Annotated in this window: 9 protein-coding genes; 4 read left to right on the top strand and 5 right to left on the bottom strand. The window is 71.5% G+C overall.

Annotation, left to right across the window (positions count from 1 at the left end):
* Nucleotides 1–396: 396 nt before the first annotated feature.
* Genes IF67_RS0137390 through IF67_RS0137370 form a run of 5 tightly spaced genes read right to left on the bottom strand, consistent with a single transcriptional unit; the run spans nt 397 to nt 6,181 of the window.
* Nucleotides 397–1,707 (bottom strand): DUF58 domain-containing protein, encoded by a 1,311-nt coding sequence (locus tag IF67_RS0137390; RefSeq protein WP_030993356.1) that lies wholly within the window; start codon nt 1,705–1,707, stop codon nt 397–399.
* Nucleotides 1,708–1,716: 9 nt separating this feature from the next.
* Nucleotides 1,717–2,682 (bottom strand): AAA family ATPase, encoded by a 966-nt coding sequence (locus IF67_RS0137385; protein WP_030993354.1) that lies wholly within the window; start codon nt 2,680–2,682, stop codon nt 1,717–1,719.
* Nucleotides 2,663–3,892, bottom strand: a complete 1,230-nt coding sequence (locus IF67_RS0137380; protein WP_030993353.1) for a DUF4350 domain-containing protein — start codon at nt 3,890–3,892, stop codon at nt 2,663–2,665. Before IF67_RS0137380 ends, IF67_RS0137385 begins: the two co-directional genes overlap by 20 nt.
* The gene (locus tag IF67_RS0137375) at nt 3,889–4,563 is read right to left on the bottom strand and encodes a DUF4129 domain-containing protein (RefSeq protein ID WP_030993351.1); all 675 of its coding nucleotides are present in this window, start codon (nt 4,561–4,563) and stop codon (nt 3,889–3,891) included. Before IF67_RS0137375 ends, IF67_RS0137380 begins: the two co-directional genes overlap by 4 nt.
* Nucleotides 4,564–4,585: 22 nt before the next feature.
* Nucleotides 4,586–6,181 (bottom strand): DUF7544 domain-containing protein, encoded by a 1,596-nt coding sequence (locus tag IF67_RS0137370; RefSeq protein WP_030993349.1) that lies wholly within the window; start codon nt 6,179–6,181, stop codon nt 4,586–4,588.
* Between the two features lie 152 nt (nt 6,182–6,333).
* Here IF67_RS0137370 and mtnA point away from each other — a divergent pair, with 152 nt between their 5' ends.
* The 4 genes from mtnA to IF67_RS0137350 are packed head-to-tail and all read left to right on the top strand — an operon-like array spanning nt 6,334 to nt 12,169.
* Entirely contained in the window at nt 6,334–7,506 is a 1,173-nt protein-coding gene (gene mtnA, locus IF67_RS0137365) for an S-methyl-5-thioribose-1-phosphate isomerase (RefSeq protein WP_030993348.1), read from the top strand.
* Nucleotides 7,503–8,180, top strand: a complete 678-nt coding sequence (gene mtrA, locus IF67_RS0137360; RefSeq protein ID WP_030993347.1) for a two-component system response regulator MtrA — start codon at nt 7,503–7,505, stop codon at nt 8,178–8,180. Before mtnA ends, mtrA begins: the two co-directional genes overlap by 4 nt.
* 1 nt (nt 8,181) lies before the next feature.
* A complete protein-coding gene (mtrB, locus tag IF67_RS0137355) occupies nt 8,182–10,296 on the top strand; it encodes an MtrAB system histidine kinase MtrB (RefSeq protein WP_199812851.1) in 2,115 nt (704 codons plus the stop codon).
* The gene (locus IF67_RS0137350) at nt 10,286–12,169 is read left to right on the top strand and encodes an LpqB family beta-propeller domain-containing protein (protein ID WP_030993344.1); all 1,884 of its coding nucleotides are present in this window, start codon (nt 10,286–10,288) and stop codon (nt 12,167–12,169) included. Before mtrB ends, IF67_RS0137350 begins: the two co-directional genes overlap by 11 nt.
* The last annotated feature ends 4 nt before the right edge of the window (nt 12,170–12,173 follow it).

Raw genomic sequence — 12,173 nt, 5'->3', positions numbered from 1 at the left:
TTGTGGGAAGCCCCGCACCTTATGGTGCGGGGCTTTTCTGCGTTCCGGGGTGCCTCGTTTCCGGGTTTCGGTCCGGGGGCGGGGCATTTTCGCGTGGGGGCCGGTGTGTGTGATCGATGGGTGGGGGGAGAGCTCGGCGCTGGTGGCGGTGTGGGATGTGTGTCCCTCAGGCCGGTGCGGACAGGGGGAAGAGGCACGGCTCAAGGAGCCGGGGCTGAGGGCTTCGCCTCTACTGGTCCTTCGTTCAGAGCGCAGGGGGCGGCGGCCAGGCTCCGCGGTGGCACAGCGACTGCTACCGGGGTGGCGTCGCCTCGTATTGCTGCTCTGTAGTCCCCGTGCCTCGTGGCCTGTAGCTGCTGGGGTCATGTCCTGTGAGAGGTGGGGAGGAGCGAGGGGTTACAGGCGGCCGGCGGACTTCAGGGTGAGGTAGGCGTCGGCCAGGTCCGGGGCCAGGCGGGCCGGGGTGGAGTCGATGACCGTGATGCCGTGGTGGCGTAGGCGGTCTGCGGTGCGGCGGCGCGCGGCGTGGGTCTGTTCCGCGGCGGCTGCCGCGTAGACGGCCTGGGGGGTGTGACGGCCGGCGGCCATTTCCTCGATGCGGGGGTCGGCCACGGCCGCGATGATGAGCTCGTTGCGCTGGGTGAGGCTGGGGAGGACGGGCAGGAGAGCCTCCTCCACGGGAGCTGCGTCCAGGCCGGTGAAGAGCACGATGAGGGACCGGCGCGGGGTGCGGCGGTGGATCGTTGCGGCCAAGCCGCGGGCGTCCGCCTCGACCAGCTCGGATTTGAGGGGTGCCAGGGCGTCGGTCAGGGCCGGGAGAAGATCGCGTGCCGTACGGCCTTGTACGGAGGCGCGTATGCGGCGGTCGTAGGCGAGCAGGTCCACGCGGTCGCCGGCGCGGGCGGCGAGGGCGCCGAGCAGCAGGGCGGCGTCCATGGAGGCGTCGAGACGGGGAATGTCGCCGACGCGGCCGGCGGAGGTGCGGCCGGTCTCCAGGACGAGCAGGATGCGTCGGTCGCGTTCGGGGCGCCAGGTGCGGACTGCGAGGTTCTGCCGGCGGGCGGTGGCGCGCCAGTCGATGGAGCGGGTGTCGTCGCCGGGGGTGTAGTCGCGGAGGCTGTCGAACTCGGTTCCCTCGCCGCGGGTCAGGATGCTGGTGCGGCCGTCGAGTTCGCGGAGCCGGGCGAGCTTGGCGGGGAGGTGCTTGCGGCTGGTGAAGGGCGGCAGGACGCGCAGCGTCCATGGGACGTGCCGGCTTCCTTGGCGGGCGGCCAGGCCGAGCGGGCCGTAGGAGCGGACCGTGACGCGGACTGCGTGATGGTCGCCGCGGCGGGTGGGGTGCAGCGTCGTGGTGAGGCGTCGGCGTTCGGCGGCGGGGACGCGCACGGTGTGGCGGGATGCGGGGAAGTCCGAGCCGGGGCGGAAGGAGCTGGGGGGCCAGGCGTCTCGGATCTGGGCGCGCAGCGTGCGGCCGCTCGGGTTGGTCACCGTGAGGTGTGTGTGGGCTTCGCCTGTGAGTCGAACTGTTGTGTCACCGGTTCGGGTGAAATGGAGCTTTCGCACTGGCGCGGCGAGCGCGAGATCGCACAAGATTGCTATCAGCAAGGCGAGTTGGACGGTGAGGATACCGAGCCAGCTGGGCAGCACGAAGCCGACGAAGAGGGCTCCGAGTGCGGAGATGAGGGCGGTGCGTCCGGTGAGGGCCACGGTGTCGTCTCAGCGGGGGACGGGGAGATGAGCGAGCACGGCGTTGATCACGGAGTCTGCGGTGACTCCTTCCATCTCCGCTTCGGGTCGGAGGTGGACGCGATGTCGGAGCGTGGGAAGGGCGAGGGCCTTGACGTCGTCAGGGGTGACATAGTCGCGGCCGGTCAGCCAGGCCCAGGCTCGTGATGTGGAGAGCAGGGCGGTGGCGCCTCGGGGGGAGACACCGAGAGAGAGCGAGGGGGATTCGCGGGTGGCACGGCAGATATCGACGATATAGCCGGTGACTTCAGGGGAGACAGCGGTCTTGGCGACCGCGGCCCGGGCAGCGTCGAGGTCGGCGGTGGAGGCGACGGGGCGCAGACCTGCGGCGCCGAGGTCGCGGGGGCTGAAGCCGGCCGCGTGGCGGGTGAGGATGTCTATCTCGTCGTGGCGGGCGGGGAGCGGCACCGTCAGCTTCAGCAGGAAGCGGTCGAGCTGAGCCTCGGGGAGGGGGTAAGTGCCCTCGTACTCCACGGGGTTCTGGGTGGCAGCCACCAGGAACGGCTCGGGGAGGGGACGGGCCGTGCCGTCGACGGTCACCTGCCGCTCTTCCATCGCTTCGAGCAACGACGCCTGGGTTTTGGGAGGCGTGCGGTTGATCTCGTCGGCGAGCAGGAGGTTGGTGAAGACAGGGCCCGGCTGGAAGGAGAACTCGGCGCTGCGGCTGTCGTAGACCAGTGAGCCGGTGACATCACTCGGCATCAGGTCTGGGGTGAACTGGACGCGCTTGGTGTCGAGTTCGAGAGCGGCCGACAGGGCGCGTACGAGCAGGGTCTTGGCGACGCCGGGGGCGCCTTCGAGGAGCACATGACCGCGGCAGAGGAGTGCGACGACCAGCCCGGTGACGGTGGGGTCCTGGCCTACGACGGCTTTGGCTATCTCGGTGCGCAGGTCCTCAAGGGAGGTTCGGGCGCTGTCAGCGGTCGGGGTGCTCACGGGGGGCGTGCCTCTCTTGGGAAACGATCGAGGATTCGAGTGCGTCGAGTTGGTCGGCCAGGCGCACCAAGGCTCTGTCGTCCGCGGGTGCCGGGCCGAAGAGCAGGACATGGAGGTCTGCTTCGGGGCCGGGCGCGACGGTCAAGTGGGCGTGAAGGGCAGGCAGAAGGACGCCAGCGGTGTGGGCGTGCGCTGCGGACACGCCGATGAGGGGGGCGAGCCGCATGCGGGTCGCGGAGCGCAACACGTCGGAGGCCCGGTTGCGGGCGTTGGCCTGCTCGTAGAGGCGGGCGTGGCCCTCGGTGGTCTCGGCGGCAGGGACGGTCACCGGGAGCTTTTCCTGGACCAAGGGGCCGAGGCGGCGGGCGCGCCACAGCGCCGCGAATACGGCGGCGAGAGCGAGTTGGAGCAGGGCCCAGCGCCAGCCGGAAGGGATGAGGTCGAGGAAACCACGCTGTTGGTCCTGAGCGGATGACGGATCGCTCACGGAGGGGAGGTACCAGACCAGATGCTTGTGCGTACCGAGGAGTTGAAGGGCCAGCGAGGCGTTGCCGTGCTCGGCGAGGTGCTGGTTGTAGAGGAGATCGGCGGAGCCGAGGAGCACGGTGTCGCGGCCGGTTCCGGGGGCCGGCAGGCGCAGCAGGGTGGGCCGGCCGCCGCTGACGTAGCAGCGGTCGGCGTCGTCGGCTGCCGTGGCGTAGCGGAGGCCGCCGAGGAGGGCAGTGCCCGCGCGGCGGGCGTCCGGCAGGGAACAGGCGGGCGGGCGTGCCGACATGCGGGCCGGGGGTTCCATCCGGACGCCGGGGGTGAAGGTTTCGAGGGACGAGGTGCCGGGGGCGAGCAGGACGGTGCGGCCGGGGGTGTGCGCGGTCGCGGTGTGCAGGCCGGTCAGCTGATCCTGCGTCAGTACGTCGGGGTCGGTGACGAGCAGGGTGGTGTCGGGGCCGGCCGCGGCGGCGGCTTCCTCAGAGGTGGTCACGACCTGGGTGGAGACGCCGTCGGCGGCCAGCAGTCGGGCGAGGGCCCGGCTTCCGGTCCGGTCCGCGGACCGGGGATCGAGCCGGCCGTGCTGTTCGCCGGACTGGAGGGCGCCGAGGACCACACCGCTGACGACGAGCAGAAGAAGCGCGAGCAGTGGCCCGCGGGACCGGGTCCACAGACCACGAGCGGTGGGAGCGAGTGCGGGGGTGTCGGGGGCGGCCGTAGTCATCCGCGGCTCCCGGTCGGGGCGATGGCCAGGTCGGGCTTGGCGTGCTGGAGGTCGGTGTCGAGGCCGGCCAGGAGGGTGTACGCCCGTTCCGTGCCGGGGCGGCCGCCGTATGTGACCTCGTCGAAGGTGCGGGCCGCGGTGCGCAGCCGGCCGGCGTGTGCGGGAAAGGCCCGGCCGGCCTCGTCGGCGGCCTCGTCGGCGGTGCGGCCCGGGCCGGGGGTGAGCAGTGTGCGTTCTTCCAGGGCGAGGACGAGGGCGCGCATGCGGTCCTGGATCGCCTCGTTCCAGCGGCCTTCGGCGGCGTGCCGGTCGGCTGCGGAGCGGTGTTCGGCGGCGGTGCGGGGCATTTCGGCGAAGAGCGCGCCGCTCGTGGTGGGAGTGCGGCGCACCGCGCCGAGCCGCAACCGGAGGGCGACGATCAGCAGAACGACGAACGCGGCGATGGCGAGAAGCCCGATCCAGCCACCCGGGGTGGTGCCGGCAGCGGCGCCGACGAGCTCGTCGACGCGCGCCCAGAGCCAATCAAGGGCCTGCTGGATCGGGTTGGGGTCGTGCTGGTGGTACCGGGGGTCGGACAGTTCACGCTCGGCCGCCTCGCGGGCAGGAATGCGTGGGGTCCTCACCGGTATGTCGTCGTCGGAGCGCGCCATGAGTGGTCCGAGCGCGGTCATGTTCCCCCCTCTGGTCACCGCATCAGCTTCCCGGCGCGGCGTCGTTGGGGCGTTGCCCGGAGTCGTCGGCGGGGGTGGCGTCCGCGGGGGCGGCGTCCGTCGGCGTGGCGCCGTCCTTGGTCGCGGAGCCCGGCTCGGGGGCGGTCGCGCCGTTGCTCTCCGCCGGGGAGCCGTCTGCGGTGGGGCTGTCCGGTGTTGCGTCTTCCGTCTTCGCGCTGCCGGGAGAGGCGTCAGCGGAGGTCGGGGCTGCTGCTGTTGGCGCGTTGCCGGCGGTCGCGTCCGTGGCTGCGGGAGTGGGCGCGGCAGGGCGGGGGGTGGGGGCGTCGGCGCCGTAGCCGGGGAGGCCCGCGGCACGGGCGAGTTCGAGGTCGAGTGCCTCGCGGCGGATGCGCTGGTCCACGTACAGGAGCGCGGTGACGCCGGCGCTGATCGGGAAGGTGATGGTGGAGCTGATGACGGCTCCGATGCCCAGCACGATCAGGAACGACCAGCCGGCGGTGTTGCCGGTGCCGTTCGCCCAGTCCATGAGGTTCTCGCCACCGATGAGGAAGGCGATGACGGTGGCAGGGATCTGGATGATGAACTCGACGATGCCGGTCAGGAGGAAGGCGAGGAGCTGCACACCCAGCACGCGCCACCAGGTGCCCCGGACGAGCTTCGCCGACCGGCGCATGGCGGCGATGACGCCCTGCTTCTCCAGCATCAGGGCCGGGGAGGCGAGGCTGTAGCGGACCCCCAGCCAGATGCTCACGACGCTTGCGGCGAGCCCGCCGAGCAGGGTGAGCAGCAGGCCCACTTCCAGCGTGCCGGTGGCGGTGAGGAGGAGACCGGGAGCCATGCCGACCGCGAATATCGCCGTGATGAGCAGGGGCAGCAGGACAAGCAGGCCGAGCAGGCGCGGGAGTTGGGTACGTGCATCGCGCCAGGCTTCCCCGGCGGTCACCGGGCGGCCCAGGACGGCGCGGCTCACGACCATGGTCAGCAAACCTGTGACGACGATCGTGGCGAGCAGCCCTATCGCCGAGGTGATGCCGGAGCCGGCGAGCGAATTGCCCATCTGGTGCAGGGTGTCGCGGAGGGGCGGGACGTTGTCGTTCGCCAGGGAGGGGTCGCGGCCGGCGCCCCGGAACCAGATGCCGGTGACCACGGTGATGGCGGTCTGCGCGAGGACCGCGACGATCAGCGAGATGCCGAGGACCGTGCGCCAGTGGGCGCGCATGGTGGCGACCGCACCGTCGAGGATCTCGCCGACGGCGAGCGGGCGCAGCGGAATGACGCCGGGCTTGGCGGCCTGCGGAACCGGGGCCCAGGCGCCGCCCCAGGGCGGCTGATTGCCGGGGTGGCCGCCCCAGCCGGGACCGCCGGGACCGGGCGACGAGGCACGGGCGCGGTCACCTGCCGTGTCCCGGCCACTGCTCCCGTGGGGGCCGCTCTGGCCGGGGATGCCGGTGGGGGCCGACCACTGGCCGGCGGGCGGCTGTTGCTTGGACCAGTTCGGTGGGGGCGACTGCTCGCCGGGGGCGGGCCGGTCTTCCTGAGGGGGCTGCTCCTGTGTGCCGCGGGCCGGCTCGTCGGAGGGAGTGGATCCGGGCGAGGCCCAGCCCGGAGAGTTGTTCATCGTCGCTCCTTCTTGCTGCCCGTCCGCCGGGGCGGCGGGGGTCCGGGGTCCGCGGTGGCAGTCATCGTGTCATGGCGGTCGACGTTGCGTACCGGGGCCCGGAGCGCGAGGGGACCTTCTGTTCGAGGGGCGGTCGGCGTCAGACTGAAGGAATGGGCGATCAGTACGAGGTATCCGAGTCGGGCGCCGGGGCGCTCACCATTCCGTCATTGCGTTGGGAGGAGCCGCCCGAGGGGCCCGTATTGGTTCTCCTCGACCAGACCCGGCTGCCGGCGGAGGAGGTCGAGCTGGTCTGCACGGACGTGCCGGCGCTGGTGCAGGCGATCCGGACGCTGGCCGTACGCGGCGCTCCGCTGCTGGGCATCGCGGGTGCCTACGGCGTCGCGCTGGCCGCTGCGCGGGGCTTTGACGTGGAGGAGGCGGTGGAGGCGCTGGCGCAGGCCCGCCCGACCGCGGTCAATCTGGGCTACGGCGTGCGGCGGGCGGCCGCCGCCCACCGCGCCGCGGTGGCCGAAGGGGCCGGTGCTCAGGCGGCCGCGGAGGCGGCGCTGGCCGAGGCGCGGGCCGTGCATGCCGAGGACATCGAGGCCAGCGCACGGATGGCGGAGCACGGGCTGGCGCTGCTGGGCGAGCTGCTGCCGGGCGGCGGCCACCGGATTCTCACGCACTGTAATTCGGGCGCGCTGGTGTCCGGGGGCGAGGGCACCGCCCTGGCGGTGGCGCGGGCGGCGCATCGGGCCGGCGAGCTGCGCCGGCTGTGGGTGGACGAAACACGGCCGCTGCTACAGGGGGCGCGGCTGACCGCCTATGAGGCGGCTCGGGCGGGTATGGCGTACACGGTGCTCTCGGACGGTGCGGCAGGGTCGCTGTTCGCCGCGGGCGAGGTGGATGCGGTGCTGATCGGCGCGGACCGGATCGCGGCGGACGGTTCGGTGGCCAACAAGATCGGCAGCTATCCACTGGCGGTTCTGGCGCGGTATCACCACGTTCCGTTCGTGGTGGTGGCACCGACGAGCACGGTGGATCTGGAGACCGAGGAGGGGTCGGACATCGAGGTGGAGCAGCGGCCGGGCCAGGAAGTGACGGAGTTCTCGTTGCCGCATGTACAGGGGCCCGGGATGGAGGCGGGCACCGGCATACCGGTGGCGCCGCTGGGCGCACAGGCCTACAACCCGGCCTTCGACGTCACTCCGGCGGAGCTGGTGACGGCGATCGTCACGGAGGCCGGAGTGGTGTCGCCGGTGACCCGGAAGGGGCTGGCAGAGGTGTGTTCCACGTCACGATGGAGTAAGTCACGATCAGGTAATGGGATGATGGCCGAATGAAGGGACGCGTCCTGGTCGTCGACGACGACACCGCACTGGCAGAGATGCTTGGCATCGTGCTGCGCGGCGAAGGTTTTGAACCGTCGTTTGTGTCGGACGGTGACAAGGCCCTTGCGGCCTTCCGCGAGACCAAGCCCGATCTTGTACTGCTCGACCTGATGCTGCCGGGGCGGGACGGTATCGAGGTGTGCCGCCTGATCCGGGCCGAGTCCGGAGTGCCGATCGTCATGCTGACCGCCAAGACCGACACGGTGGATGTGGTGGTCGGGCTCGAGTCGGGCGCGGACGACTACATCGTCAAGCCGTTCAAGCCCAAGGAGCTGGTGGCCCGCATCCGGGCGCGGCTGCGGCGTTCGGAGGAGCCGGTGCCCGAGCAGCTGGCGATCGGTGACCTGGTCATCGATGTGGCGGGCCATTCGGTGAAGCGCGACGGGCAGTCGATCGCGCTGACCCCGCTCGAGTTCGATCTGCTGGTGGCGCTGGCACGCAAGCCGTGGCAGGTGTTCACCCGTGAGGTGCTGCTCGAGCAGGTCTGGGGCTATCGGCACGCCGCCGACACCCGGCTGGTCAATGTCCACGTGCAGCGGCTGCGCTCCAAGGTCGAGAGGGACCCGGAGCGGCCGGAGATCGTGGTGACCGTGCGCGGGGTCGGCTACAAGGCCGGGCCCAGCTGAGATGACCCGGGACGGTTCGGCCCCGGAGGGAACGCGGGGGCGAACCGTCGACCCGGCGGGTGATATGTCCTTTTCGGGGAGATTGGTCGCGCGATTGCTGCGCGGCGGGCAGTTGCTGCCCGATGGCGCGGTGAGCGGGCCGGTCCACCCGCTGCTCCGGCTCTTCAGCCGCTGGGTGCGGCGGCCGCTGCTGCCCGCCCTGCGCCTCTGGCGGCGCAATATCCAGCTCCGTGTGGTGGCGACCACGCTGCTGATGTCGCTGGCCGTGGTGCTGCTGCTCGGTGTCGTCGTGGTCGGCCAGGTCCGGAACGGCCTGCTCACGGCCAAGGCGCAGGCCGCGCAGAGCCAGGCCGTGGGCGGTTTCAGCGTGGCCCAGAAGATGGCCGACGGCGCCGACGACACCCGGCCCGAGGACACCGTGCGCACCGGCAACCGTGGCACCCAGGACTCCGCGACCTGGCTGACCGGCCTGGTCGAGCAGCTCGCCAGTGGCGGGCAGGGCGTCTTCTCCGTCGTGGCGCTCAGCTCCGACTCCGATGAACCGTTCGGCGACTCCAGCCCCGGCACCCGTGGTCCGCGTGCCTCCGGCGATGTCGATCCCGAACGGAGCGTGCCCCCCGAGCTGCGGCGGAAGCTGGACACCAAGTCCGGGACGTTCCGCCAGTACACCCAGATCAAGCGCATCGGGTCGGACGACGGTGTGCCGGCGCTGATCATCGGCAAGCGGCTCAACGATGCAAACAGCAACCAGTACCAGCTCTACTACCTCTTCCCGTTCAGCCAGGAAGAGGAGTCGCTCAAGCTGGTGACGGGGACGCTGGCGACCGCCGGGGTGTTCGTCGTGATCCTGCTCGGCGCGATCGCCTGGCTGGTGGTGCGGCAGGTCGTCACGCCCGTACGGATGGCCGCGGGGATCTCCGAGCGGCTGGCCGCCGGCCTCCTCCAGGAGCGGATGAAGGTCACCGGCGAGGACGACATCGCCCGGCTGGGCGAGTCCTTCAACAAGATGGCGCAGAACCTCCAGGTCAAGATCCAGCAGCTGGAGGAGCTGTCCCGGATGCAGCGCCGTTTCGTCTCCGACGTCTCGCACGAGCTGCGTACGCCGCTGACGACCGTACGGATGGCGGCCGATGTCATCCATGACGTGCGGGACGAGTTCGACCCCGCCACCGCGCGCTCCGCCGAGCTGCTGCGCGGGCAGCTGGACCGCTTCGAATCGCTGCTCGCGGAGCTGCTGGAGATCAGCCGGTTCGACGCCGGCGCGGCCGCGCTGGAGGCCGAGCCGGTCGATCTGCGCGATGTGGTGCACCGCGTCATCGAGGGTGCCGAACCGCTCGCCGAGCGCAAGGGCACCCGGGTAGTGGTGCGTGGCGCCGAGCAGCCCGTGATCGCCGAGGCCGACTCCCGCCGGGTGGAGCGCATACTCCGCAATCTCGTCGTCAACGCCGTCGAGCACGGTGAGGGCCGCGATGTGGTGGTGCGGCTGGCGTCGGCGGGCAGCCGGAACGGCGGCGCGGTGGCCGTCGCGGTGCGTGACTACGGCGTCGGCCTCAAGCCCGGCGAGGCCACCCGTGTCTTCAACCGTTTCTGGCGTGCGGACCCGGCCCGGGCCCGTACGACGGGCGGTACGGGGCTGGGCCTGTCCATCGCCGTCGAGGACGCCCGGCTGCACGGCGGCTGGCTCCAGGCCTGGGGCGAGCCGGGCGGCGGCTCGCAGTTCCGGCTGACGCTGCCCCGTACGGCCGGCGAGACGCTGCGCGGATCCCCGATCCCCCTGGAGCCGGAGGACTCGCGGCGCAACCGCGGACTGGACGAGTCGGGTCAGCCGCGTGCCGGGGCGGACCGCAAGGCGTCCACGATCCCGGTGCAGACACGTTCCACACCGGCAGGCGACGCCTCGGCCCCCGCCCCGGAGCCGAAGGCGGCCTGGCCGGCGGCCGACCCGACGGCACTGCCCGGCAACGGTGCCCGTGTGGTGCCGCAGAGCGGGGGCGAGCGGAGCGAAAAGGCGGCGCGCGGCGAGAGCGCGCGCACCGATGAGCCGGTCCGTGAGAACGGGGCCGGGCAGAAGGCCGAGCACGGTGTGGATCGGGAAGGCGGGCTGCGTGGACACTGAGCGCGGAGGCGAGCGCGGGGAGGGGACCGGCTCCCCTGCGCGCGCCCGCAGGGGAGCCGGGCCGGCGCGGACGTTTCTGGTGCTCGGCTGTGCGGCCGCGCTGCTGGCCGGGTGTGCGTCGATGCCCGACAGCGGGGACGTCACGTCGGTCGAGCAGTCGCCGCGCTCCGAAGGCGAGTCGCAGGTGCGGGTCTACGGCGTGCCCCCGCAGGACGGTGCGCAGCCGACCAACATCGTGCGCAGCTTCCTCGACGCCACGACCAGTGACGAGGCGGATTTCCGTACCGCCACCCAGTATCTCGCCAAGTCGGCGAAGCGGACCTGGCGGCCGTTCCAGGTCACCAATGTGCTCCAGGAACGCCCGAAGCCGGAGCCGAAGACGCTGCCCAACCGGGAGGACTCGAACGGCTACACGGTCACCCTCTCCGGCAGCCAGGTGGCGGCGGTGGACGACAGTCACGCCTACACCCCTGAGGAGAAGCCGTACCGCCAGACGATCCACCTCATCAAGGAGGGCGGACAGTGGCGTATCGACCGGCTGCCCGATGGGCTGGTGCTCGGGCTGTCCGACTTCCAGCGCATCTACCGCTCTGTCAACAAGTACTACTTCGCGTCCTACAACTCGGAGTCGGGAGAGCCGAAGGCGAACCGGAACGCGCTCGTCGCGGACCCCGTCTATCTGCGGCAGCGAATAAAGCCGATCACCGCCAGTGTGGAGGCGCTGCTGTCCGGGCCCACCGACTGGCTGAACCAGGTGACGACTTCGGCGTTCCCGTCCGGCACCCGGCTCGCCGCGCACGATCTGGCGCTGGACGACTCGAACGCGCTGCGCGTCAAGCTCAGCAAGGACGCGGTGAACACCGACTCCACGCAGTGCAAGCAGATGGCGGCTCAGCTCTTCTTCACCGTGCAGGACATGACGCGGGCTTCGAAGATCAGTGAGGTGGAGCTCGAGGACAACAGCGGCAACTCGCTGTGTTCGCTGTCCCAGGAGCAGGCCGAGCGCGACTTCGCACCGTCCCCGGGCACCGGGCACTCCGGCAAGGAGTACTTCATCGACGGCGACCACAAGGTCGTCGCCATGTCGGACACCGCGACCGAACCGACGCCGGTGCGCGGCCCGTTCGGTACGGGCCAGACCCCACTGCGCTCGGTCGCCATCTCGCGCGGGGAGGACACCGCGGCCGGAGTGTCGAGCGACGGCCGGTCGCTGTATGTGGCCGGCCTGGAGGACGGCATCGAGCGTGGCGATCCGCTGCTGACCAGTACCGGTTCGGCCAAGAACCCCGATACGGGGCTGACGGCACCGAGCTGGGACGGCCTGGGCGACCTGTGGATCGCGGACCGCGATGCGCACGGTTCGCGGCTGATGCGGCTGCGCGAGGGCAAGGGCGCCCCCGAAAAGGTGTCGGTGCCCGGTCTCGGCGGGCGGCGGATCAAGGCGATCAAGGTGGCCGCTGACGGCATCCGGATCGCGGTCCTGGTGGAGGACAAGGGGCGTACGACACTCCAGCTGGGCCGGGTCGAGCGCGACGGCACTTCCACGCACCCCGCACTTTCGGTGCAGGAGCTCCGGCCGATCGCACCGCAGTTGGAGGATGTGGTGGCGGCGTCCTGGGCGGGCGGCAGCCGGCTGGTGGTCGTCGGGCGGGAGTCCGGCGGGGTCCAGCAGATGCAGTTCATGGAGACCGACGGCTCGGCTTCCAACGCGCAGACCCTGCCCGGCGTCAACGGCGTCATAGCGGTGGCGGCCTCGGAGGACGAGACCAGGCCGCTGATCGCCGATGCCACGGAGGGCATTGTGCGGCTGCCTCCGGACGCGAACTGGAAGACGGTGGCGAAGGAAGGGACGGCGCCGGTCTATCCCGGGTGACCGC

Source organism: Streptomyces sp. NRRL S-1813 (genome assembly GCF_000719605.1).
GTDB lineage: Bacteria > Actinomycetota > Actinomycetes > Streptomycetales > Streptomycetaceae > Streptomyces > Streptomyces decoyicus.
Note: the sequence above shows the minus strand (reverse complement) of the source record. Positions and strands in the feature narration are given on the sequence as shown.